This window comes from Microbacterium sp. NPDC055683 (genome assembly GCF_053617895.1).
Genome location: NZ_JBSHGQ010000001.1, coordinates 178207 through 201161, shown reverse-complemented (window position 1 = coordinate 201161; position 22955 = coordinate 178207). Strand labels below are relative to the sequence as shown.

Sequence of the window (22955 nt, the reverse complement as noted above, 5' to 3'; positions counted from 1 at the left end):
TAGGAGAAACCTTGAGCAAGGATGACGGGATGGCCCAGCCCACCATCCGCCAGCTGGAGTACTTCCTCTCCGCCGCTCGCAACGGCACGTTCGCCGCGGCCGCCGTCGAGAACCACATCGCCCAGCCGAGCCTGTCGGAGCAGATCGGCGTCCTCGAACGCACTCTCGAGGTGACGCTGTTCACGAGGACCTCACGCGGGCTCCTTCTCACCGACGCCGGCAAGCAGCTGATCCCCCTCGCCGAGAAGACCCTCGCCGACCTGCGCGAGTTCACCGACTGGAGCCGCCGCATCCGCTCGATCGAGGAGGGGACGGTGTCGTTCGGCACCTTCAACAGCGCGCACCTGTACCTCCTCACCGACCTCATCCGCGACTTCCATGCCCGGCACCCGCGCGTGCGCATCCAGGTGGTGGGCCTGAACTCCTCGGAGGTCGCCGACGCGGTGCGCGACGGACGGCTCGAAGCGGGTCTCGTGCAGCTGCCGGTCGACGACAGGGAGCTCACCCTCACGCCGTCGGTCTTCAGCGACCAGGCGGTGTACGTCTCGCGCGACCCGTCGCACACGGTCGAGCCGGTCGACATCGCGACGCTCGCAGAACGGCCGCTCATCCTCTCGGAGGCACGCTGGTCGCAGGATGATCCGCTGCGCGTCTCCCTCCTCACCCGCGCCCAGCGCGACGGCATCGCGATCCACCCGATCGTCGAGGTCGAGTTCCAGACGCACGCCCTCGAACTCGCCGCGCAGGGCATCGGCGACTCCCTCGTGTCGTACCACGTGGGCCGGCCGCTCATGGCGGCACGGGGCCTCACCTGGGCGCCCCTCGATCCCCCGATCATCGAGCACTACGCGTTCATCACCCGCCGGAACGCGGCGATCTCGCCCGCCACCGCGCAGTTCATGCGGCTCGCCCACCGCATTTTGCAGCGCATCGCGGACGAGTCGCCGTTCGGCGGGGAGGCCTGACGGCAGGCGCCTTTCGCCGGATCGCGGCGGGGGGCTCCCCAGCCCCCGCCGCCGCGCGCCGCGGCGAACCGCGGCGCCGACCTCAGCCGCCGTCGCCCCGGCTTTGCCCCCGGCGGCGCGCGCGCTTCGCCGCCCGACGCGACACGGTCGGGTAGGCGGCCGTCGCGAGGCGCCCGCGGTCGAGCTGGGGAGTCGGCTCCTGAAGCTCGATCTCCTCGTCGAGCGTCTGGATGGCCGTGGTCGACTCCGTCGGCTCGTCGCCGTCGGGGAGCGCGGCTTCGAAGCGCGCCTGCCTGCGCCGCAGCCACAGGGCGACGGCGATGAGCACGACGACGGCGACGTAGGCGGCGATGGCGAACGGCGAGTGCACAAGGTAGGCGGGGTCTCCCGTCCCGAGCTGCATCGCCTGCCGTAGCCGCTCCTCCGCCATGGGGCCGAGGATGGCGCCGACGACGAGCGGCGACACGGGGAAGCCCTGTCTGCGCATGAAGAAGCCGAGCAGGCCCAGCACGAGAAGCACGCCGATGTCGAACGTCGTGAAGTTCGCCGCATACGCGCCGAGCCCCGCGAACACGAGGATGCCGGCGTAGAGGTACGGCCGCGGGATCTGCAGCAGCTTCACCCAGAGCCCCACGAGCGGCAGGTTCAGCACGAGCAGCATGACGTTGCCGATGTAGAGGCTCGCGATGAGCGCCCACACGAGCGCCGACTGCGATTCGAAGAGCCGCGGCCCCGGCTGGATGCCGTACGTCTGGAACGCCGAGATGATGATGGCGGCCGTCGCCGTCGTCGGGATGCCGAGCGTCAGCAGCGGGACGAGCACGCCGGCCGCTGCGGCGTTGTTCGCCGACTCCGGGCCCGCGACGCCCTCGATGGCGCCCTTGCCGAACTGCTTCTTGTAGGGGCCCTTCGCGAGACCGCGCTCGGCGGCGTACGAGAGGAAGGTCGCGACATCCGCCCCTCCCGCGGGGATCGTGCCGATCGGGAACCCGATCGCCGTGCCGCGAAGCCACGGCTTCCACGAGCGCCGCCAGTCCGAGCGGCGCATCCACGTGCGCCATCCGCGCGTGATGGGGATGAGCGGGATCTGCCCGCCGCGCAGTCGTGAGCCGACGTAGAGCGCCTCGCCGAGCGCGAAGAGGCCGACCGCGACGAGTACGACGTCGATGCCGTCGGTGAGCTGGGGCACGCCCAGCGTGAACCGCGCCTGCCCCGTGATGCTGTCGACGCCGACGAGGCCGATGAGGAGTCCGAGGGCGAGCGACACGAGGCCCCGCCACAGGCTCGATCCGACGAGCGCCCCGACGGTGAGGAACGCGACGACCATGAGCGCGAAGTAGTCGGCGGGGCCGAGGGCCACCGCCCAGCGCGCGAGCGTCGGGGCGACGAGGGTGAGCAGGGCCGTCGCGATCGAGCCGGCGATGAACGAGCCGATCGCGGCCGTCGCGAGCGCGGCCGCGCCGCGCCCCGCGCGCGCCATCTTGTTGCCTTCGAGCGCCGTGACGATCGACGCCGACTCGCCTGGCGTGTTCAGCAGGATGGACGTCGTCGATCCGCCGTACATCCCGCCGTAGTAGATGCCGGCGAACACGATGAGCGCGGCCGTGGGCTCGAGCGAGTAGGTGATCGGCAGGAGCAGCGCCACGGTCATGGCGGGGCCGATGCCCGGCAGGACGCCGACGGCCGTGCCGACGAAGACGCCCAGCAGCGCGTACAGCAGGTAGACGGGCTGCGCGGCGGTGGCGAAGCCCTCGAGGAGGAGGCCGATGCTATCCAACGGGGATCCAGGAGGTGAGGGCGCCCGTGGCGGGCAGCGAGAGGCCGAGGAGGGTTCCGAAGACGAGCTGGCTGACGACCCCGAGCCCGAACCCGACGAGCACGGCCGCCCACCACCGGCGGGCGCCGAGGGCGATGGCCGAGGCGGCGAACGTGAGGGTGACGCCGAGCGGCCATCCGAGCCACGGGATCGTCACGACGAGCGAGACGAACGCCGCCGCGATGACGACCGTCGTGACCCACGACGTGCCGCCCGCGAGGTCGACGTCCTCCCCCTCCTCGGGGTGGCCGTAGCGGCCGCGCAGCTGGCCGACGAGCACGGCGACGCCCGAGACGAGCAGCAGGCCGCCCACGACGTAGGGCACGACGCGCGGGCTCAGCGTGAGCGCGCTGCCGGTCTCGCGGATGGTCGAGGCGAGGACGAGCGCTCCGATCGCGATCGCGATGATGACGACCGCGACGATCATCGCCTCGATGCGCTGGCCGCGCGACGGTGCAGTGGCGGACGGTGCAGTCGCGGACGGTGCAGTGGCGGACGATGCGGTCATGAGGTGAGGCCGATGGTGCGCAGGGTCTCCTGCGTCTGCGTGATGTCGTCGTCGACGAAGGCTTGGAACTCGTCGCCCGTCTGGAACGCGTCGGTCCAGCCGTTCGCCTCGACGGCCTCCGCCCATGCCGGGCTCTCGGCGAGCTGCGTCACGAGGTCGACGAGCTGCTGCTCCTCCTCGGCGGAGATCCCGCCGGGAGCGAGGAGGCCGCGCCAGTTCGTGAGGTCGATGTCGATACCCTCGTCCTGCAGGGTCGGGGCATCGGGCAGGGCGAGCGCCGGCTCGGCCGACGAGACGCCGAGCGCCCGCAGGTCGCCCGACTCCACCGACTCGGCGAACTCGCCGACGCCCGAGATGCCGACCTGCGCCGTGCCGCCCAGCAGCATCGTGAGCGCCTCGCCGCCGCCGGAGTTCGGGATGTAGTTCAGGGTCGACGGCACGTCGGCCGCGTCGACCCCGGCTGCCACGAGCAGCTGGCCGGCGAGGATGTTGTCGATGCCGCCCGCGCTGCCTCCCGTGACGGTGACCTCGGGCCCGCGCTCGACGATCGCGTCGACGAGGTCGTCGATCGACTCGAACTCGCTCGCGGCGGGCACGACGATGACGAGCGGCTCCTCCGTGAGGCGCGCGATGGGCGTCATGTCCTCGATGCGGTTCTCCGACGCGTTGGTCTCGACGGCGCCGACCATGACGGAGCCCGTCACCATGAGGGTCGCGGCGTCGGTCTCGGTCGCGAGGCTCGCGAGCCCGACCGTCCCGCCCGCGCCGCCGATGTTCGTGACGGGGGCCGAGTCCACGAGCCCCTCGTCCGTGAGCGCGGCGCTCAGGGCGCGAGCCGTCTGGTCCCATCCGCCTCCCGGGTCGGCCGGCGCGATGACGTCGACGGCCGTGAGCGCGGCGGCCTCGCCGTCGCCCGTCGCGGGCTCGGCGCCGCCGTCGGCGCTGCAGCCGGCCAGGGCGACGGCCGCGAGCGCGGCGGTTCCGATGGCGGCCGTCCAGCGGGCGCGGGGGTGTGCGGTGATGCGCATGGGATCGCTCCTCGTCTTTGAGCGCCGGCTCCCTGCCGGTCGCGATCTGAAGAGGACGGTAGGGCGGACCACGGTGGCAGAGCCGGGTTGCGCGACTAACGTCGCGTTCTGTTCATTTCGGTCCGCGGCGGGCGACTCCGCCCCGACGGGCGGTGCCATACGATCGGCTTCATGATCCGGGCAATGCCGCTGCGGAGCCAGCTCGTCCTGCTGCAGGGCGCCGTCATGCTCGTCGTCATCCTCAGCGCCGGCATCGCGGCGGTGCTCGTCCAGGAGCGTCAGATCCGCGACCAGTACCTCGATCGGATGATCGGCGTCGCGCAGTCGGTCGCGCAGCTGCCGACGGTCGTCGAGGCGTTCGACGACCCCGATCCGTCGGCGGTCATCCAGCCGATCGCCGAGCTCATCCGCACCTCGGCCGACGTGACGTACGTCGTCGTGACGGATGTCGAGGGCATCCGCTTCTCCCACCCCGATCCCGACCGCATCGGCGAGCGGGCGTCGACGGAGCCGACCGCCGCGACATCCGGCGAGGTGTTCGTCGGGACGCAGACCGGGACGCTCGGGGAGTCGTGGCGCGTCAAGGTCCCGGTCTTCGGCGTGGACGGGGAGGTCGTCGGGCAGGCCTCGGTGGGGATGCTGGAGTCGGATCTGCGCGCCGACCTGCTCGGCTCGCTCGGCATGCTCGTCGGATGGCTGACGGGGGCCGCGATCGGGGGGCTCGCCCTGTCGTTCGCGCTCGCGAGCATCGTGCGACGGCGCACGTACGGCCTCGAGCCCGACGAGATCAAGGCGATGCTGGAGACCCGGGATGCGACGCTGCACGGCATCCGCGAGGGCATCCTCGTCGTCGACGAGGCGGGCGACGTCGTGCTCTGCAACGACGCGGCCGCACGCCTGCTGGGCGGCGCGGCGGCCGTGGGCCAGCCCTTCGCCGAGGTGCTGGAGCTCGACCTCGACGAGGCGGTGTCGTCGCAGTCGCAGGCGCTCGTGCTCGCGGGCGAGCGCGTGCTCGTCGCGCACGCCGATGCCGTGCTCGTCCACGGCAAGGCGGTCGGGGCCGTCGTCATCCTCATGGACCGCACCGAGACCGATGCGGCGCTGCGCGAGCTGGCGGGAGCGCAGAGCATCGCCGAGGGTCTGCGCGCGCAGCGGCACGAGTTCGCGAACACCCTCCACACGATCGGCGGGCTGCTCGAGCTCGGCGAGGGCGCCGCGGCGCTCCGGCTCGTACGCAGCGCGGGCGACGGCGGGGCCATCTCCGACGCCTCCATCGCGGGCATCCACGATCTCGAGCTGGCGGCGCTCCTGCTCGCGAAGAAGGCGAGGGCGCGCGAGCTCGGCGTCTCGCTGACGGTCGACGCGTCGGAGCTCGTCGAGGCGTTCGCGGTCGACGGCGCCGACCTCGTGACGATCACGGGCAACCTCGTCGACAACGCGATCGAGGCGAGCGCCCCGCACGGAGCGGTCGAGGTGCGCCTGCGGGGGTCGGGCGGCGGCGGCTCGATCGAGGTGGCGGACGACGGGCCGGGGATCGCGGCGGAGGAACGGTCGAGCATCTTCGACCTCGGGCACACGTCGAAGAGCAGCACGGGCGGGCGCGGCTACGGGCTCACTCTCGTGCAGCGCGTCGTGCGCCGGCTCGGGGGCTCGATCGAGGTGGGCGGCTCGGCTCTCGGGGGCGCGCGCATCGCGGTCGTCGTCCCGGTGAGAGTCGGGGCGGGTCGACGATGACGCGGCTGCGCGTGCTCATCGTGGAGGACGAGCCCGCCGTCGCGGTCGTCACACGCGGTTTCGTGGAGCGCCATCCGCACTTCCAGGTCGTCGCCGTGTGCGCGACGGGCGAGTCCGCGCTCGAGAGCATCGAGACGCTCGACCCCGACGTCGTACTGCTCGACGTGCACCTCCCCGACATGTCGGGGCTCACGGTGCTGCGGCGGGCCCGCGCGCGCGGCAGCCGTGTCGAGGTCATCGCCGTGACGGCAGCACGCGATCTCGAAACCGTGCGACTCGCGCGCGTGCAGGGCGTGCGGCACTACCTCGTGAAGCCGTTCGCGATGGACGCGCTGCACCAGCGGCTCGACGACGTGCGCACCGTCGTCGCCCAGGACGCCGACCTCGCGCGGTCGACGCTCGACCAGGAGCGCATCGACGCCGTGCTCGGCTCGGCGCACGGTCCGCGGTTCGTGCGCAAGGGCGTCAACGAGCGCACGCTGCAGGCTGTGCTCGGCGCGCTGCGGTCCGAACCGCACGACGCGTCGGCGACGGGCATCGCGGAGCGGCTCGGGATGTCGCGCGTCAGCGCCCGTCGCTACCTCGAGCGCCTCGTCGAGCTCGGCGAGGCGACCGTCGTCCCGCGGTACGGCGCGACCGGCCGCCCCGAGCACCGGTACCTCGCGACCGGGAGGTGAGGGCGGGCGCCTGCGGTCGACGTCGGGAGGTGACGATCGCCATGCTCGCGAGCACGAGGAGGATGCCCACGAGCTGCAGCGGGGCGAGGACCTCGCCGCCCGCGAGCACTCCGAGCGCGACGCCCGTGACGGGGTTCAGCAGGCCGATGACGCCGACGACCCCTGCGGGAAGGTGACGGAAGCCGGCGAACCAGCAGACGAAGCCGAGGGCGGTGGCGATGAGGCTCACGTAGGCGAAGGCGAGCGCCTCGACGGGTGCGACCGCCGGCGCCGCGCCTTCGACGAGGACGGCGGCCGCGAGGAGCTCGAGACCGCCCACGACCAGCTGCCACGCCGTGACCGCGAGCACGGGCGTGTCGTCCTGCCACCGCTTCGTCAGGATCGCGCCGATCGACGACAGCACCATCGACGCGACCGACGCCGCGATGCCCCAGCCGTCCAGTGCGCCGCTCGCCGTCCCGACGACGAGGAGCACGCCGGCGCCGCCGACCAGCGCGCCGACGACGACCCGCGGCGCGGGGCGCTCGCGGATGAGGGCCCAGGCCGCGACGGCGATCACGATCGGGCTCGCCGCCGTCAGCGAGGCGGCGACGCTGGACGGCAGCAGCTGGGCGGCCACGTACACGAGACAGAAGAACATCCCCATGTTCAGGGTGCCGAGCACCGCCGAACGCCACCACCACGCGCCCGTCGGCAGACGTCGCGAGACGACGAGGAGGACGATGCCCGCCGGCAGCGCCCGTATCGCCGATCCCCACAGCGGGGAGTCGCTGGGAAGGTACTCGTGCGTCACGAAGTACGTCGACCCGAACGCGATCGGGCCGATCGCGGCGACGAGGGGCCATCGGATCGCGTTCCACGCGCCCGACCGCCCTAAATCAGTTTCCATGGAAACGAGTATACGTTCCATGGAAACTAGGATGGGCGCATGGGTGACATCGATCGCATCGGGGTCTTCGTCGAGCAGTGGCGTCGCGAACGCCCCGACCTCGACCCGAGTCCGATGGCGGTGATCGGCAGGATGCGCAGGATCTCGGACGACTTCACGCGGGAGCTGATCGACAACTACCGGCGTTTCGGCCTGGGAGAGGGCGAGTTCGACGTCCTGTGCGCGCTCCGCCGGGCCGGCGAGCCCTTCGCTCTCTCACAGGGCGACATCGCCGAGCACACCGTGGTGACAGCGGGCGCGACGTCGAAGCGCGTCGACCGGCTCGAAGCGGCCGGGCTCGTGCTGCGGCACCAGCGGGCAGATGACGCCCGCGGTCGCATCGTGGAGCTCACGCCCGAGGGACGCACGCTCATCGACGAGGCCTATCCCGCGCACCTGCGCCTGGAGAGCCGGCTGCTCTCTCCGCTCGACGACGGCGAGCGCGCGCAGCTCGAGGAGCTGCTCCGCAAGCTGATCCGCGACTGACGCGGGCGCGGCGGCCCGCAGTCAGTCGGCCTCATCCGTCTCGCGGGCGAAGAGCAGCAGCTCGGGAAGACTCGTCGCGAAGTAGTCGGCGGCACCGTCCTCGCGCCGCGCCGCGGGCGCGGCGTAGTCGGACCGCGCCTCGCCCAGCGACGGCGGCGGATCGGCCGGCGGCATCCCGAGCGCCGCCAACGTCGCGTCCCAGGCGGCGATGACCCGGCCCTCGCCGCCCTCCCACGGATGGAAGGAGCGGCTGACGAGGATGCGGAGGGCCGACTCCGCGTCACCCTCCGCGACGAGCAGCCCGACGTACTCGACCGTGAAGTCGTCGCGGCTGAGGACGAGGTCTTCCACGGCCCGCAGGCGGGCGAGCCTGTCGGCGGACGCGTGCCCGAGGCGCGCAGCCAGCTGGTCCTGCTCGTAGCGGACCCGCGCATCCTGCGGCGCCATGGCGACGGCGCGCGCATAGAGCGCCCACGCCGCCGCGTCGTCGTGCGCGACGTTGAAGGCGGCGAGGGCCGCGTTGCGCAGCAGCACGACGTCGACGAGGCCGAGCTCCGCCGCACGATCCCAGTGCGCGGCCGCACGCCGGCGGCGACCCTGCGCGTACAGCAGCATGCCGATGAGCGCGTGGGCGCGCGTGTCGTCGGGCTCGGCGCGCAGAGCGGCCTCCAGCGCGTCGAACGCATCGAGTCCCGACGGGAACGCGCGCGTCGCATCGGCCGCCTGCGCCCGTGCCCGCGCATCGGCGGCGTCGGCGGCCCTGCCGACCTCGTCCAGGATGGCGGCGGCCAGGTAGAGCGCGATCGGGCGGTGGTTGCCCCCCGCGTCCGCCGGCGACGCGGCCGCCTCGTCGAGAGCGGCGAGCGCCTCGTCGACGGCGCCCGCGCGGCGCAGGTCGAGCGCGACGTCGATCCGCAGCCCGGCATCGCGGGCGACCGGCCGCCCCGCGAGCACACGCAGCACCGCGTCGAGCGGGTCGGCTCGGAGCGCGTCATGGAGCAGCTCATCGGCCTGCGCGTGCGCGCCCTGTCGCCGCAGGATGACGGCACGCAGCGCGATGCGCCGGGTGTCGTGCCCGACGACGCCGTCGAGCGAGTCGAGCACGCGCAGCGCCGCGCGATCGCGACCGCGCCCCGCGAGCGACTGCGCGAGCGCGAACCCCGCGGCCGCCGCCCAGGTGCCATCCCACCCCGCCTTTCCGAACGCCTGCTCGGCGTCGACCGTGCGCCCGAGGCGGCGCAGGATGAGCCCCTTCAGGTGGAACGCCTCGGCGTCGACCGGATTCGCGTTGCGACGCGTCAGCCGGGCGAGCGCGCGGTCGACCCGCTCGAGGGCGCGCCCGTAGCGACCCGACCGGTAGTCGCGGTCGGCGAGCGCGAGGTTCGTCCGCACGTCGCCCGCGTCGCGCTCGAGCGCAGCGGTCCAGTACGCCATCGGGCTGCGCGTCGGGTGCCGGTACTGGCTGAGGTGCAGGCCCGTGAGGTAGAGCTCCTCCACCGACTCGATCTGCTCGGGCAGCGGCGGTTCCTCCGCGACCCACGGCTCCGCATCGTCGACGACGGCCGGCGTCCACCGGACGAGCACACGGCCGCCGTGCGAGACCAGCTCCACGGCGACATCGTCGCCGTGATCGCCGCCGAGGTCGGCGTCGATGCGCACGGAAGCGCCGGGGGCGACGTCGACCGTGCGCTCGGCGACGACGCGGTCGCCGACGCGCACGCGGGCGACGGCCCCGGGATGCCTGCGCGTGGTCGCGAACGCGGCCTCCAGGCGCGCACCGCGCTCGACGTGCACGGCGGCGTCGGGGGTCGCCTGATGCACGGGCCCGATGGCGGGGATCGGGTACCAGTACTGGGTGAAGACCTTCGTCTCGCCGGGCAGGATCCACGAGAAGTCGGGCTGGTTGTCGGTGTAGACGCCGGCCATGAGCTCGACGTACGGCCCGTCGTCGTCCGTGAGCTGGGCGTCCCAGGCGTGCCCGAAGGGCGCGTCGCCCCAGGTCCACTGCTTCTTGCCGGGCGACAGCCGCCGCTCGGCCCAGTGCACGAAGCCGGCTCCCGCCGCATGGTCGTAGCCGCCGAAGAAATCCTGCTCGGAGTCGACGATCATGTACGACGTCGGCACGGGGATGTTGCGGTACCAGTCGATGCGGTCTGCGCCGGGCCGCTCCGCGGCGAGCGCCGGGTAGTCGACGCCGTAATAGGGCCGGTCGGCCTCGGGGAACGCGGTGAGCGCGCGCCGCGCATGGTCGGCGACGTAGCGCACGTCCTCGGGGAAGAACGACTGGTAGTCGTCGTGTACGCGCGCCGCGACGTTCGCCCACCACAGGAAGGTCTGCCGCTCGTCCGTGCGGTTGTGCAGGCGCACGGCCAGCTCGACGACGGAGCTCCCCGGCCGCAGCCGGACGCCGTGCTGCGCCGACATGCGGGCGAAGGGCTCATGATCGTGGCACCAGACCGTCACGGCGCCGTCGGGGTCGCGCTCGATCGTCGTGTCGACGGGGAGGAAGGTCGCCGGGCGGTGGTGCTGCGGCCAGTTGAACTCCACGCCGCCCGAGATCCAGGGCCCGGCGAGCCCCACGAGGGCGGGCTTGATGACGTTGTTGCGGTAGAAGAAGTCGTACCCGGTGGTCTTGTCGTAGCCGACGTGGATGCGGCCGCCCAGCTCGGGGAGGACGACGAGGCGCACGAACTCGTTCTCGAGATGGACGGCGTCCCACGAGCGCATCGTCGGCTCATCGGCGACGCTCTCCGTGAAGGGCAGCGGATAGACCGTACCGCTCGACCCCTGGTACACGCGGCGATCGAGATACATCGGGTAGGCGCTCGGCTCCCCCGCCTCGTACGTGCGGATCGTCAGCGGCTCCCGCCAGGCGACCGCCTCGCCGCGCGCGAGGGCCGCAGCCTCGTCCGCGGGGGCGTGGGGCAGGATCAGCAGCCCGGCGTCGGGGGCGGCGTCGACGTCGCTTCGTTCAGCGGACATCGCTGACCTCCTCGAGGAGTTCGCGGCCGGACGGCCGGACGGTGCTTCGGCAGCGGGGGCTGCCCATCCCTCTCGACGGTACGGAACGGCGAACCTCCCGGGTATGGTGAGAGCGAGGACATCCATGGACGAAACAGCGACACGCGAGGATGCCGGATCCCGCACGGACGGCTTCCGCAACCAGCGCCTCTGCGTGGTCCCGCGACCCCAGGTGGAGGCAGCGCTCACCCAGCCGGCAACGCGGCGACTGATGGTCACGGACGCCGGTTACTTCCCTGCGGCCGCGGGCCATCGCCGTGTGCGTGAGCGGGGCGCAGCCGAGACCATCGTCATGCTGTGCGTCACCGGTTCGGGCACGGTGCACCTGGGCGACGCCGCGCACCCGCTCACGTCGGGCGCCTGCATCGTGATCCCCGCGCACCAGCCGCACGAGTACGTGGCATCGAGAGACGACCCATGGACGATCTGGTGGATGCACGTTCGCGGGACGGATGTCGCGGAGCTGACGGGGCCGCTCCTGGGCATCCCTCGCCCGCTCACGCGACTGCGGTCGATCGAGGGGGTGGCCGCGCTCTTCGACGAGCTGGTCGGACTGCTCGAGCGGCGCCTCTCTCCCGTGCAGCTGGTCGCCGCTGCGGGCGTCGCGTGGCAGCTCCTCACGCGCATCGTCGCCGACAGCATCCTCCCCGCCGAGGGCTCACCGCTCGAGCGGGCGATGCGCTTCCTCGAGGCCAGGGTCGACGGCAACATCCCGGTCGCCGAGCTCGCGGCGATGGTGGGCCTGTCGCCCTCGCATCTCAGCGCGCTCTTCCGGCGCGCGACGGGCGGCGGGCCCGGCGCCTTCCACACGTCGCTCAAGATGGCGCGTGCGCGCGGCCTGCTCGACACGACGTCGTCGAGCGTGAGCGAGATCGCGGCGGCCGTCGGCTACGCCGATCCGCTGTACTTCTCGCGTCACTTCCGGCGGGTCCACGGGATGAACCCCACGCGGTACCGGGCGCTGCACAAGGGGTGAGCGGCGCCGCCGGTCATGCGAGGGCAACGGTGCGCAGCGACCGCACCCGCGCCGAGTGGATGGCGAGCACCGGCGCCTGCACGTCGGGGCGCACGCGCGGATCGACGTACACGGGCGACGCTGGCGACCACGCGAACGCCTGGAGCGTCAGCGGGGTCGTCTCGAGCTCCGCCGCATAGGGCGTGAGGTCGATCTCGAGCGCCCGCCCGTACCAGAACTGGTCGGCGATCAGCCGGTCTCCGAGCAGCACCCGGATGACGTCGCCCGTCCAGTCGAGCTCCAGGATCGCGCGCTCCCCTTCGTGCGGGTCCGGGTGCACGGCGAGCTCCACGACGGCCGCGTCGGCGAAGTCGGCGTCGCGGGGTGCGGACAGCCGGTTCGATGATCCGCCCCTCCGCACGGGAGCCACGGGCGCGCACGGGAAGTCGGCCACATCCAGGTCCCGGGAAGCACTCGCGGCGGGCACCTCGTAGCGGGTGAAGACCGTCCCCTCGCGCGGGAGCTCGGCCGGCGCCGCCTCCTCGAGCGGAGGGAACACGGCGATCTCGCGCGAGCGGTCGTCGACGACCGCGCGGAAGGCCGTGTCGAACCATCCCGACCCCTGCCAGATGACCACCGAGTCGCGACCGCCGATGTCGCCGCGCCACACGGCGTCGCCCCGCGCGGCGTCGAGGAAGACCAGCGTCGTGTCGCCCACGCGCACCTCGCAGGCGAGCCCCGGTGCGGCGTGGGGCCTCGCGATGACGACGCCGCCGTCGATGTCGACCTCGGCGCCCGAGACGTCCGCCGCCCGCACGCCCTCCAGCTGCAGCTCGACCTCGATGCCGTCGACGGCCGCGAAGATCACCATCGTGCCCTCCTCGGTCGTCCGCTGCGTGATCGGCTGCGCGGTGACCGTGAGCGCGGGGATGGCGCCGTACCGCTGACGCAGCGGCCAGACGAAGTGGGCACCCGACGCGATGCGCACCGGACGCGTCGGCACGGTGAGCTCGCCGTCGTCGAACTGCACCCCGAACCGGACCCCGTCGATCGCCTCGAGCGCGGCGATCGCCGGCTGGTGGTTGTTCGCGAACAGGAAGCCCGAGGCGCCGGTCGAGCGCACAGCCCAGCGCGGCGCCCCGTCGACCGGCTCGGGGATCGTCGCCGCCGCCGGAGCGATCTGGGCTGCGAAGGCGGCGAGCATCAGGTGCTGCCGGCGCAGCGCGTGGAAGTGCGGGCGCTCGGTACCGGCGGCCCCCAGCGGTGCGGAGAAGTCGTAGTCGCGCGACGGCAGGTCGTTCGGGTACCCCGTCGCCTGCGACTCCTGCGTCGTCGAGCGGTCCCCGATCGGGTGGAGCCCGCCGTGGTACATGTAGTAGCCCTGCCAGGCGGAGCCGCTCCCCAGCTTGGTGAGCGCGAGGGCGGTGACGTCGTCGGGATCGACGAGCGGCCTCCGGTGGTAGGCGACGGCCATCCCGCCGCCCAGCTCGCAGGTCGCGAACGGCCAGGGGTCATCCGCCCCGAGAGCGGCGTCGCCGTGCACGACGGCAGGCGCCTCGCGCAGATCGGCGCCCACGGTGAGGTCGTCGCGGACCGTGCTGTAGGTGAAGTGCGTGACGCCGAACGCCGGCCACCCCGTGTCCGACTCCTCCCAGAACCCGTCGCTGTAGCCGGCGTAGACCGGCAGCACGCGGCCGTAGGGCAGCTCGGCGCCGCCCCAGCCGGTCGCCGTCCACAGGCTCGCCGTCATTCCGACCTCCTCCGCGATGTCGCGGAGGGCGGCGAGATGCGGACCGTCGTCGTACAGTTCGTTGTCGACCTGGATCCCGATGATCGGCCCTGACGGGTTCTCCGCCGTGTGGAAGAGCCCGCGCACCTGCTCTTCGATGCCCGCGTACCATCGGCGCGTCAGCTCGAGGTAGGCCGGGTCGTTCGACCGGTGCCGGATCGGCAGCGCCTGGAGCCAGTCGGGGAACCCGCCGTTGCGGGCTTCGCCGTGCGCCCACGGCCCGATCCGCAGCATGACCTCGAGGCCGACCTCCTGCGCGAGCCGGATGAAGCGGCGGATGTCACGCGGCCCGTCCCAGCGCACCTCGCCTCGGTCCTCCTCATGGAGGATCCAGATCATGTAGGTCGCCACGACGGAGATGCCGCCGGACTTCATCTTGCGCAGCTCGACCTCCCAGTTCTCGGGGAGGTCGCGGCCGAAGTGGTACTCGCCCATGGCGGGGATCCACGGGGCGCCGTCGCGCGTGAGGTAGCGGCTCGTCACCTGCACGCGCCGTCCGGTGCCGTCGGCGTCCCCCATCTCGAGGGGCGTGCCGGTGACCGGCGTCGGCGCGCAGACGCGGATGCGGAAGGGCACGGCGTGTTGGACGTCTGACGAAGCGGTCACCCGACGAACCTAGTCGGCCGGCCGCCTCCCCCTCCATGACGATCCCACGTCGCACCTGGATGATCCGCCGATCATGATGCAGATACGACAAAACCCCGGGTGGAGCCGGGGTTTCATCTTGTAGCAGGAGCGGGGCTTGAACCCGCGACCTCACGATTATGAGTCGTGCGCTCTCACCAACTGAGCTACCCTGCCGCACGGCATCGAATGATGCTGCGAGCCCCGAGTCAGGATTGAACTGACGACCCCTTCCTTACCATGGAAGTGCTCTGCCACTGAGCTATCGGGGCGTGTCACCTCGGAAGGCAACCAGACGAGAATACCATCTCGCGTCTGCGCTCGCGAACCGGCGGACGCCGCGCGCGTCGGTCAGTCGGAGGTGATCTCCGACCCGAGGAGCTCGTCGATGGCGGCGGTCGCCTCGACCTCCTCGTCGTCGCTGTAGCGCGTGTTCGCGTGCTCCTGCAGCCACGGCAACGGGTCGGTGGTCGACCCGTTGATGATGACCTCGAAGTGCATGTGCGCGCCGTACGAGCGGCCGGTATTGCCCGTCAGCCCGACGACGTCGCCGACCTCGACGCGCTGCCCCTGCACGACCTGCAGCGAGCCGTACTGCATGTGCGCGTAGTGGCTCGTGACGACCTGGCCGTCGATCACGTGATCGATGTAGACGGTCACGCCGTAGGCCCCGCCCGACTCCGTCGCGATGCGCACGACTCCGTCGGCGATCGCCTGCACGGGTGCTCCGTCGCCGGGCGTGAAGTCGATGCCCTCGTGGAGGCGACCCCAGCGCATGCCGTAGCCCGAGCTCATGCTCGTGCCCACGGCGAACGGCCACTGGATGTCGGCCGTCGGGTCGTTGACGAAGAACGCGCCGCTCGTCGAGATGCCGTCGGCCGAGGCGAGCGAGGCGAAGGTCTCTGCCGTGTACGCCTGCGAGCGCGAGACGTCGGCGTTCTGGACGTCGGACGAGGCGACGTACGCCTGGATCTCCTCGTCGGCGAGGTCCTGGTCGTCGCCCGCCGAAGCGGCGATCGACACGGTCGCGGCGGCGGTGTCGCCCTGCGCGACGGCCCCGAGCGGCGTCGTCATGCCGACGGCGAGGAGGCCGATGACACCCATGGCGCCCAGCGACGCGGCCGTCGTCGCGACGCGGCGGAACGCACGGCCCTTACGGGGTGCGATGTGCTCGGCAGCGGGCACGGCTTCGGGCATCGCCGTCGGAGCGGGAGGGATGACCGCGTTCTCGGCCGTGAACTTCAGGGCGCGTGCGGCGGCGAGGAACTCGTCCTCCTCCGGCAGCGGGATGACACCCGTCTCGGGAGCGGTGGTCGCCACCTGCTCGGCGACCTTGAGCGCTTCGCCGAAGTCGGCGTCGCCGTCGTGGATGATCTCGGGGGCCGGGGTGGCCGAGGCGAGCTCGCGGAGCCGGCGACGCGTCAGCGGCGGCTCGGGCAGAGCCGTCTCGACATCGTCAGCACGCGTCTGCTCGCTCAGCGGCTCCGGTGCCGGCGTCGCGCGGCGGGCGCGACGCGTGCCGCGTGCGGGCGCGGCTTCGGCCAGGGGGGAGTCGAGCGGCAAGGCGTACTTTCCGTCGGTCGCTGCGGGGGAACAGCGAGGAACGTCATCAGGGGGTGTGATCGCGCACCTTGCAAGTCAGGGTCACAAAAGTAACGATCGGGTAACCCCACGGTACCCGATGATCCCTGGGAGCGCCATCCGGGATCACGAAAAGGTGGAAGAAGTCACGCGAGATCACACCTGTGCACGCGCTGTCGCCCCCGGTCGGAGCGCCTCGGCGAGGGCGTCGTAGACGTGCTCCGCCGCCGCGATCATCATCGTCCTGCCCCACGCGTCGGCATCGAGCAATCCCACCCGGCCGCCGGCCTCGGCGACGAGCAGCGCGCCCGCCGCGAGGTCCCACGGCTTGAGCCCGCGCTCGAAGTACGCGTCGAGCCGACCGGCCGCGACGAACGCGAGATCGAGCGAGGCGGCGCCCGCGCGGCGCAGGTCGCGCGCGAGCGGCATGACGCCCCGGATCTCGTCGAGCGTGGCGGCGTGCGTCGCGGGGTCGTACCCGAATCCCGTCGCGACGAGCGCCCCGGCGGGCGCCTCCGCCGTGACGGCGAGACGCCGCTCGCCCAGGAACGCACCATGGCCGCGCGCAGCGGAGTAGACCTCGCCGAGCGCGGGCGCGACGACCGCGCCCGCTTCCAGGCGCCATCCGCCCGGGTCGGCCGGCCCCGTGACGGCCGCGATGCTCACGCCGTACGACGGCTGGCCGAACGCGTAGTTGACGGTGCCGTCGATGGGGTCGACGACCCATGTGACGCCCGACTCCCCCGCGTCGCCGCCCGACTCCTCGCCGAGGAACCCGTCGCCCGGCCGCTCGGCGGCGAGCCGCGCGCGGATGAGCTCCTCCACCTCGCGGTCGGCCTCGGTCACGATGTCGGCGAGCGTCGACTTGCTCGCCGCGATGGCGACCCCCTCCTCGCGGCGCCGATGCGCGAGGGCGCCGGCTTCGCGGGCGATGTCGATGGCGAGGTCGCGGAGATCGAGTTCGAGGGTCACCCCTCCACGGTATCCGCGGCGGGCGAACGGGGCGTGAACCGGTCAGACGACGGGCGGCACGGGCGGCAGCGGAGGACGAGGCGGCAGCGGTGACTGAGGCGGCAGCGGCAACGGCGGGGGCACGGCCGCTGACGGCGTGTACGGCAGCGGCGGCTGCGGAGTCGGGTAGCCCGTGTAGTACGCGTTCCAGTCGGGGCTGCCGTCGGGGAGAACGGGGAGCGGCGTGACGCCGTCGTAGTACGTCGGCCATCCCTGCGGCGCCGCGTAGCCGCCGGCGTGCACCTGCGGTGCCGCCGTCGTGACGGGGCGCTCGCGCGGCCGCTTCGGAGCGAACAGCGCGTTCAGGAGCGGGAGCAGGGTCGTCCCGACCGCCGCAAGGATGGCGAGGGCCACGACGATGCGCCAGTACAGATCGGCGTAGTCGAACGAATCGGGGAAGGTGAGGAAGAACACGAGGAGCAGCGCGAGCGCGACGACGAACACCGTCGTCGCGCTCGCCACACCGCGCGTGAAAGCCGTGACGTGGCGCTCCGCCGCGCGCCAGAACAGACGCAGGTGGAGGAGCGCGAGCTGGAGGACGACGATGACGAAGAGGAGCTGGAAGAACCGCTCCACGCCGCTCGCACCGTACTCGAGGTACCGGTAGTCGTCGCCGGCCCACGAGGGCCTGACGTCGAGCCAGATCTTCACCGCGCCGACGAGCAGCGCGATGACCCACGACACCATGCTCGCGAGGGCGAACCAGTCGGGGCGCCGGGCCGCGAGGTTCGCGTCGAGCAGCACGACGCCGGCGAAGGCGGCGAGCAGGAGCACGGTCGTGAACGCCTTGCCGACCAGGCCGTTCTGATCGCCGACGAGCACCCAGACCACGCATACGATCGCCGCGGCGATGAGGGAGCCGATCGCGATCCAGATGGCGCCCGTGATGAGCTTCGACATCGGCTTGTCCTGCGGCGGCTGCGCGTACGGCGCCTGCGGTGCGGACATGAGGACCCCCCTCTCGACGGGGCCGGCGCCCCGGATGGTGCCATCCTCCCATCCCCTGCCGCGCCCCACGGGCTGCCTGCGTCAACGCGCCCGGGCATCCGAGGATTTCATCTCCCCGCCATGGCGGGGTAACATGGGTTTCCGCGCCTCCGGTCGTCTGTGCAAGTCGGGCGGGCGCGCCCTGGCAAGTTGCCCGAGCGGCCAAAGGGAGCTGACTGTAAATCAGCCGCGTCATGCTTCGGGGGTTCGAATCCCTCACTTGCCACCCAGGGCTGTTCGGGATTCTCGGGAAGATTGTTCGGGAATCTCGGCAGGACGAGAAAACCCCCCGCGAGAGCGGGGGGTTTTCGGGTTTTATGACGGATCGGTCGCCCGCAGAGCCCATCTTGACCGCGTCCCTATCGTGCGTGGTGCGCCTGGTGCAGCTTCCGGGCAGGCTCCGCCCGTCGGTCGTGCGATGGGTGTACGCGTGAGGGCGGGTGTGCGCCTATGTTCGACTGGGTGCTCGCTTGCGGGTTCGAGCGGCGACGCGGACGTCGGGGGCTGTGCGTCGGGTGCGTCGCGTCTTGGCCTTGGGTGGCTCCAGTCCCTGCTCGCGGTCGAGTGCGTCCTCGGCGCGAGCGTGGAGGAAGTCGCGGATCTTCTTCATGTTGGCAGCGACGAGGGTGAGCACGACGAGGAGGCTCTGCGCGGTGTAGCCGCGCATGCGCCGGCGTCGGCCTTCCGCGAGCGCGAAGGTGGCGGGGTCCTTGACGAAGTCGTTGTAGGACTCCACCTGGGAGCGCGCGTGGTTGTAGTGCGCTTCCCATTCCGGGCTGCGGTACTGGTAGTACTGCTCGTATTTTCCACCGTCTTCTGCGGTGAAGGCAGCCGAGCTCTTGTTGGTGCAGATGGTTCCCGGGTGCGACGGCGGATAGACCACGGGCATGAGCGCGCGCGATTTCTTCCGCGCGTCGAGGAGCGGTTTCAGCGGGCAGGTCATCGTCGGGTTCGGGCCTGCGGCAGGGCACATCATCGGCGTCTTGCCGCGCTCGTCCATGCGTTCCTTCGCTCGGAGAAGGTAGGGCGCACGCGCGGCCGCGAGGTCGCGCCATTCCTGCAGCGGCGCTCGTCGACGTGAGGCTTTCTTCTCGTCGGTGACGTCGTCGGCGTCGATCGCATCGATCCGGTCGCGGATGGCCTTCCCTCGTTCGCGGAGCTTCGGAGGGAGAGCGGGCGAGTACCACGACCCGTCGACGAGGATCGCGCCGTTCGCGTTCTCCTGTACTCCGAGCGCGCTCTTCGGATAGTCCATGACGAGCTTGACGCCGCGGCGTCGCATCGGGATCTGGAGGACCTCTTCCTTCGCTCCCGGCAGATACGCGCGGTCCGCGACGAGGTGATCGAGATGGTGTCCACGTTCGGCGAGGCTGTCGACCATCGCCCGCGCGGATTCGCCGACGAGGGCGCCCGGCCGATGCTGCGCGTACGACACCACGATGTTGGGGACAGCGGAGGGCTTGGACGGATCATTCGTCGTCCAGACGGCAAACTCTGCCTCGAGAGCGTACTCGACGATCTTCGGTGACCTCGAGCCGCGCTTGTCGTCGGGGATGGGGCGATGCTTGGCATCTCTCACATAGAAACCCGCATCCGGTTCGGACGATACCGTCTCGTGCCCCTGCATACGGGCCAGGCGCCCTTTCCCCACTCCGCGTGAATGGAGCCGGAACCGTGTCGCGTCGATAACGACCGACATTGTGTCGTCGTGGAAGGTGGAAGGGAGCATCTGCAGTGTCGCTTCGAGGAGTGCGTTGTTGAAGTGCATATTGCGACGAGCCCGGACGTTCAGCCGATCCGCGTCCCGTTCGCGCGCAGCGAGCACCTCTTCGTACTCGTCCTTCGTCAGCGCACGGCGGCGGTCAGGGAGGGGAAACGCGTCGACGAGACGCAGGATGCGCTGTGTCGCCGACCGAGCGCGTTCATAATGCGCCGTCACACCAGCGGACGGATCGAGGCGGACGCCGAGTTCCTCCGCGGTCTTCGGTGTGAGACGGTGACGGAGAATCGCCTCGACACTACGAAGCAGCATCGGCTCCAGTTCGAGCGCCGTCACCATCCAGAGGATCAGGATCGCGCGAGACGAAAGAACCGGCGTCCGACCACCCCGATAGACGCGGTCTTCCTCTTCCCACCGTGCGAGCATCTCGACCACGCCAGACTGATCGACGATCCGGGCCGCCATCCGGATCGTCTGCGTGGGCACCGGCCCGCGCCGGGCAGGGTCATGGAGGACGAGCTCGTCGTCGTTCACGCGTCCCACCCGCTCGGGCGAAGGGCCGCGCGGAGCACATCGGCGCGCGGCTTTGAAAAGAACTCATTGGCGTACATGCCTGGTGTATGCGCGGGCCCCCTTTTTCCGCGCGACATCGCCGAGCCAGCAGCACCAATGCCGGACCGCATCGAGTAGTTCTTTACCCAGGTAAGAGGACGAAAAAACACCCCCCTGAAGCGGGCACGAGGTCCGCCGTAACATTTCGTAAGATTTACCGGGAGCACAGACGTCAGCACCTCACTCCGCCATCTCGGAGCAGGGAGATCGCCACAGGGTCCGTCCACATGCGGGTGTACGGAAGAAATCTGCGCAGCGAGTCCGCGGACGTGAGCCCGGCAGCGGTCAGCAGGATCGGGACCGGCGTTGAGGCATCGAGGTGACTCACGATCCAGGTGGCTCGGAGCCTCCCTGCGACAGGTCGGATGTCGCCGATTGTCGACGCCACCACCGTCCGTATGAGGTTGGCCCGAGCGGACGCGTGTGGAGCGACGAGGTACGCGTCCGGGCCGTCGACGTCCATCAGCGCGCGCGCCGACCGCTCCCAGTCCCGTGCGATCGGAACGGTCCGCGGACGGCCCGACGAGACGTTCACGCCCGGGAGCCCGTCTGCCAGCAGGCACACGTCGCGGACGCGCACCCTGGCGATCTCGCCGGCCGTGAGGCCTGCACCCATCCCGAGGATCGCGACGGCAGAAGTGTTCCGCCGCGCGTACTCGCTCCGTTGGGTGTCCGCCCATGCATGGATGAGAGCGCACTCGGCCACCGAGTAGGGGGCGAGTGAGGGCGCGCTCGTGGACGGTCTCGAGAGCTCGACCGAAGAGGTGATCCCCGCCAGCGCTCGGAGCACCTTGCGCTCCCGAGCAGCGACAGCCGTCGAGACGGTCAGGCGACGCGATGCCTCGAAGGAACTGATGAGATCGTCCCCCAGCAGGCCGGCCTCCGTCACGTCCAGCCCGGCCGCATCGAGCCACGCGACATATCCCGCGAGGAACGTCAGCGCGAGCCTGACAGCGGCCACCGACCGACTCTTGCCATATGCCCGCACCACGCGCTCCCACCACCCGCGGGAGCTGTCCCACACACTCGCGTCGATCCGAGGGGAGTAGGTCTGAATCGCCAGTTCCTTTTCGTTGAGCATGTGCCTCTATGCGACCAAGGCGCACATGTGCGTAGAGCAAGCACATACTGAGTAATCTGTGATTTATGACGTCACAGTCACGACGGGCCACAGCAGCTCGTTCGGCGCGCCCAAAGGACTTCGCCCAGGGCCCGAGGGCGTTCGGTATCGGCGCGGCGATCGCCTGGCCGGACTCACCCCGCGATGCGGATGGACGAGCGCTGTCTCGCGCAGCACGAACACAGGACCAGCTGTCACGCACGGTGCGTCTGTGGCTTCGCGCAGAGCACCTCACGCAGCAGGACTTGGCGCGAAGGCTCGGTTGGCCACGGGAGAAGCTCTCACGCGTCCTCACTGGAGCCGTGTGGGTATCGCTGCCGGAGATGATGGGGCTGCTGATGGCTTGCGGAGCCACGCTCAGCACGCTGGCGTGGGACGTCAACGGTCCGGGCGACACCGCAGCCCGCGAACGTGCTGTCATCCAGCGCTATCTGACGGGGCAGCTCCGCGCGCTCGAGGCAGATAGCGCTCGTATCGCACCAGCGCGTCCATCGACGCAACGCCGCTCCAGTACAGAAGGTCCTGCATGGGGACACCTTCGCTGAGGTGGCGAACCAACCACGACGCGCGCATGCGCTGAGTGGCCGGCTTCAATCCACGGCCCTGTGAACGGTGGACGAAGGTCGTGATGAAGTTCTTCGTCGGCTCCGCCGTCGGTCGAAACAGCCGCTGTTCCGGCGGCTGCTCTCTCGACATGGAACGGAGGTCGTGCGCCCAGTCATCGAACACCGGCACGATTCGATGGCGTTCACCGTCGACCTGCACGAACCTCCCGTCGGCCGACACGGAGCTGGCGGTGATGTGGGCAATGTCTCGAGGCGGAAGGCCCGCGCCCAGCCCGAGAGCGAGCAGTACGCGAGCAGAGTCACGCTTGTCGGCGGTCGCCTGCAGCGACGCCCACATGCGGAGCGCGTCGGTCTCGCGCGAGGCATATGGCGCGGATGGGTCAGATGCAGCGAGCGGAGGCAACGGCACAGGCACGACGCTCTCCCCCAGCGCCTCCGACACACGCAGCAAGATCGACCGCCGGCGCGCGCGCGACGCCGTCGACTCTGTCTCCATCGCCTGTACACCCGCCGCGATGACCGCTCGAGAGAAGAGCTGAGCCCGGTCCTCATCGAGACCCGCGACGAACACGGCCCAATCCACATGATGGGCAACGGCGTGCCAGATCGCGGCTTCGCTATATCGGAGCTGATCCCGCGACTCAGCGACGACCATTTCGACGAAGGCACGCGTCTCCCCCCAGGCAGCTTGAGGGACCTCGGGACGATATTCCATCCGTGAGACGCTACTCAGGCACGTAGCCGTGCGATGCACTTCCTGCCACAACCCAACGTGGCACGAAAGTTCGCACGAGGTCCGCGGCCGGTCCATCCCCGCAGAGGTTGCA

17 protein-coding genes, 3 tRNA genes and 1 pseudogene are annotated in these 22955 nt (G+C 71.1%); 7 read left to right on the top strand and 14 right to left on the bottom strand.

Annotation, left to right across the window (positions count from 1 at the left end; translation table 11 throughout):
- The first annotated feature begins 29 nt into the window (after positions 1 to 29).
- The gene (locus ACWGPF_RS00900; protein ID WP_452331020.1) at positions 30 to 965 is read left to right on the top strand and encodes a LysR family transcriptional regulator; all 936 of its coding nucleotides are present in this window, start codon (positions 30 to 32) and stop codon (positions 963 to 965) included.
- A gap of 82 nt (positions 966 to 1047) precedes the next feature.
- Here ACWGPF_RS00900 and ACWGPF_RS00895 read toward each other — a convergent pair whose 3' ends face one another.
- Genes ACWGPF_RS00895 through ACWGPF_RS00885 form a run of 3 tightly spaced genes read right to left on the bottom strand, consistent with a single transcriptional unit; the run spans position 1048 to position 4317 of the window.
- A complete protein-coding gene (locus ACWGPF_RS00895) occupies positions 1048 to 2742 on the bottom strand; it encodes a tripartite tricarboxylate transporter permease (RefSeq protein ID WP_452331019.1) in 1695 nt (564 codons plus the stop codon).
- Positions 2735 to 3289: a tripartite tricarboxylate transporter TctB family protein gene (locus tag ACWGPF_RS00890; RefSeq protein ID WP_452331018.1), complete on the bottom strand. Its 555-nt coding sequence runs from the start codon at positions 3287 to 3289 to the stop codon at positions 2735 to 2737. Before ACWGPF_RS00890 ends, ACWGPF_RS00895 begins: the two co-directional genes overlap by 8 nt.
- Positions 3286 to 4317 carry a Bug family tripartite tricarboxylate transporter substrate binding protein gene (locus ACWGPF_RS00885; protein WP_452331017.1) on the bottom strand — a complete coding sequence of 344 codons (1032 nt, stop codon included), beginning with the start codon at positions 4315 to 4317 and terminating at the stop codon, positions 3286 to 3288. The genes ACWGPF_RS00890 and ACWGPF_RS00885 overlap by 4 nt, the downstream gene beginning before the upstream one ends.
- 171 nt (positions 4318 to 4488) lie before the next feature.
- Between ACWGPF_RS00885 and ACWGPF_RS00880 the strand changes: the two genes are divergently transcribed.
- Together ACWGPF_RS00880 and ACWGPF_RS00875 are read left to right on the top strand one after the other, a co-directional pair.
- Positions 4489 to 6051, top strand: coding sequence for a sensor histidine kinase (locus ACWGPF_RS00880; RefSeq protein WP_452331016.1), 1563 nt, complete (start codon positions 4489 to 4491; stop codon positions 6049 to 6051).
- Positions 6048 to 6728, top strand: coding sequence for a response regulator (locus tag ACWGPF_RS00875; protein ID WP_452331015.1), 681 nt, complete (start codon positions 6048 to 6050; stop codon positions 6726 to 6728). Before ACWGPF_RS00880 ends, ACWGPF_RS00875 begins: the two co-directional genes overlap by 4 nt.
- Here the strand turns inward: ACWGPF_RS00875 and ACWGPF_RS00870 are convergent.
- Positions 6616 to 7617 carry a DMT family transporter gene (locus tag ACWGPF_RS00870; protein WP_452331014.1) on the bottom strand — a complete coding sequence of 334 codons (1002 nt, stop codon included), beginning with the start codon at positions 7615 to 7617 and terminating at the stop codon, positions 6616 to 6618. The genes ACWGPF_RS00875 and ACWGPF_RS00870 overlap by 113 nt on opposite strands.
- Positions 7618 to 7656: 39 nt before the next feature.
- On the opposite strand from ACWGPF_RS00870, the gene ACWGPF_RS00865 reads away from it, so the two are divergent.
- The gene (locus tag ACWGPF_RS00865; RefSeq protein WP_452331013.1) at positions 7657 to 8142 is read left to right on the top strand and encodes a MarR family winged helix-turn-helix transcriptional regulator; all 486 of its coding nucleotides are present in this window, start codon (positions 7657 to 7659) and stop codon (positions 8140 to 8142) included.
- Positions 8143 to 8163: 21 nt separating this feature from the next.
- Here ACWGPF_RS00865 and ACWGPF_RS00860 read toward each other — a convergent pair whose 3' ends face one another.
- Positions 8164 to 11124, bottom strand: coding sequence for a DUF5107 domain-containing protein (locus ACWGPF_RS00860; RefSeq protein ID WP_452331012.1), 2961 nt, complete (start codon positions 11122 to 11124; stop codon positions 8164 to 8166).
- Between the two features lie 250 nt (positions 11125 to 11374).
- Between ACWGPF_RS00860 and ACWGPF_RS00855 the strand changes: the two genes are divergently transcribed.
- A complete protein-coding gene (locus tag ACWGPF_RS00855) occupies positions 11375 to 12139 on the top strand; it encodes a helix-turn-helix domain-containing protein (RefSeq protein ID WP_452331011.1) in 765 nt (254 codons plus the stop codon).
- Between the two features lie 13 nt (positions 12140 to 12152).
- On the opposite strand, the gene ACWGPF_RS00850 is transcribed toward ACWGPF_RS00855, so the two are convergent.
- From ACWGPF_RS00850 to ACWGPF_RS00825, 6 genes are all read right to left on the bottom strand, one after another.
- Positions 12153 to 14513, bottom strand: a complete 2361-nt coding sequence (locus ACWGPF_RS00850) for a beta-galactosidase (protein ID WP_452331010.1) — start codon at positions 14511 to 14513, stop codon at positions 12153 to 12155.
- A gap of 121 nt (positions 14514 to 14634) precedes the next feature.
- Positions 14635 to 14708: transfer RNA gene (locus ACWGPF_RS00845), tRNA-Met, on the bottom strand.
- 23 nt (positions 14709 to 14731) lie between these two features.
- Positions 14732 to 14803: transfer RNA gene (locus tag ACWGPF_RS00840), tRNA-Thr, on the bottom strand.
- 79 nt (positions 14804 to 14882) lie between these two features.
- Entirely contained in the window at positions 14883 to 16094 is a 1212-nt protein-coding gene (locus ACWGPF_RS00835) for a M23 family metallopeptidase (RefSeq protein ID WP_452331009.1), read from the bottom strand.
- Between the two features lie 174 nt (positions 16095 to 16268).
- Positions 16269 to 17084, bottom strand: a complete 816-nt coding sequence (locus tag ACWGPF_RS00830) for an inositol monophosphatase family protein (RefSeq protein ID WP_452331008.1) — start codon at positions 17082 to 17084, stop codon at positions 16269 to 16271.
- 42 nt (positions 17085 to 17126) lie between these two features.
- Positions 17127 to 18071, bottom strand: coding sequence for a hypothetical protein (locus ACWGPF_RS00825; protein ID WP_452331007.1), 945 nt, complete (start codon positions 18069 to 18071; stop codon positions 17127 to 17129).
- A gap of 183 nt (positions 18072 to 18254) precedes the next feature.
- Here ACWGPF_RS00825 and ACWGPF_RS00820 point away from each other — a divergent pair.
- Positions 18255 to 18336: transfer RNA gene (locus tag ACWGPF_RS00820), tRNA-Tyr, on the top strand.
- Between the two features lie 222 nt (positions 18337 to 18558).
- On the opposite strand, the gene ACWGPF_RS00815 is transcribed toward ACWGPF_RS00820, so the two are convergent.
- Both ACWGPF_RS00815 and ACWGPF_RS00810 read right to left on the bottom strand, forming a co-directional pair.
- Entirely contained in the window at positions 18559 to 20364 is a 1806-nt protein-coding gene (locus tag ACWGPF_RS00815) for a hypothetical protein (protein WP_452331006.1), read from the bottom strand.
- Positions 20365 to 20614: 250 nt separating this feature from the next.
- Positions 20615 to 21523, bottom strand: a complete 909-nt coding sequence (locus ACWGPF_RS00810; protein WP_452331005.1) for a hypothetical protein — start codon at positions 21521 to 21523, stop codon at positions 20615 to 20617.
- Positions 21524 to 21588: 65 nt separating this feature from the next.
- Between ACWGPF_RS00810 and ACWGPF_RS00805 the strand changes: the two are divergent.
- Positions 21589 to 21912, top strand: a pseudogene (locus ACWGPF_RS00805) (hypothetical protein); the annotation flags it as partial.
- A gap of 67 nt (positions 21913 to 21979) precedes the next feature.
- On the opposite strand, the gene ACWGPF_RS00800 reads toward ACWGPF_RS00805, so the two are convergent.
- The gene (locus tag ACWGPF_RS00800) at positions 21980 to 22843 is read right to left on the bottom strand and encodes a hypothetical protein (RefSeq protein WP_452331046.1); all 864 of its coding nucleotides are present in this window, start codon (positions 22841 to 22843) and stop codon (positions 21980 to 21982) included.
- Positions 22844 to 22955: the final 112 nt, after the last annotated feature.

Excerpts from the sequence above, each read along its gene's own strand:
- ACWGPF_RS00810 (WP_452331005.1), bottom strand. The coding sequence starts at position 21,523 with ATGCTCAACGAAAAGGAACTGGCGATTCAGACCTACTCCCCTCGGATC.
- ACWGPF_RS00825 (WP_452331007.1), bottom strand. The coding sequence starts at position 18,071 with ATGTCCGCACCGCAGGCGCCGTACGCGCAGCCGCCGCAGGACAAGCCG.
- ACWGPF_RS00865 (WP_452331013.1), top strand. The coding sequence starts at position 7,657 with ATGGGTGACATCGATCGCATCGGGGTCTTCGTCGAGCAGTGGCGTCGC.
- ACWGPF_RS00800 (WP_452331046.1), bottom strand. The coding sequence starts at position 22,843 with ATGGAATATCGTCCCGAGGTCCCTCAAGCTGCCTGGGGGGAGACGCGT.
- ACWGPF_RS00890 (WP_452331018.1), bottom strand. The coding sequence starts at position 3,289 with ATGACCGCATCGTCCGCCACTGCACCGTCCGCGACTGCACCGTCCGCC.
- ACWGPF_RS00855 (WP_452331011.1), top strand. The coding sequence starts at position 11,375 with ATGGTCACGGACGCCGGTTACTTCCCTGCGGCCGCGGGCCATCGCCGT.
- ACWGPF_RS00875 (WP_452331015.1), top strand. The coding sequence starts at position 6,048 with ATGACGCGGCTGCGCGTGCTCATCGTGGAGGACGAGCCCGCCGTCGCG.
- ACWGPF_RS00860 (WP_452331012.1), bottom strand. The coding sequence starts at position 11,124 with ATGTCCGCTGAACGAAGCGACGTCGACGCCGCCCCCGACGCCGGGCTG.
- ACWGPF_RS00870 (WP_452331014.1), bottom strand. The coding sequence starts at position 7,617 with ATGGAAACTGATTTAGGGCGGTCGGGCGCGTGGAACGCGATCCGATGG.
- ACWGPF_RS00880 (WP_452331016.1), top strand. The coding sequence starts at position 4,489 with ATGATCCGGGCAATGCCGCTGCGGAGCCAGCTCGTCCTGCTGCAGGGC.
- ACWGPF_RS00885 (WP_452331017.1), bottom strand. The coding sequence starts at position 4,317 with ATGCGCATCACCGCACACCCCCGCGCCCGCTGGACGGCCGCCATCGGA.
- ACWGPF_RS00900 (WP_452331020.1), top strand. The coding sequence starts at position 30 with ATGGCCCAGCCCACCATCCGCCAGCTGGAGTACTTCCTCTCCGCCGCT.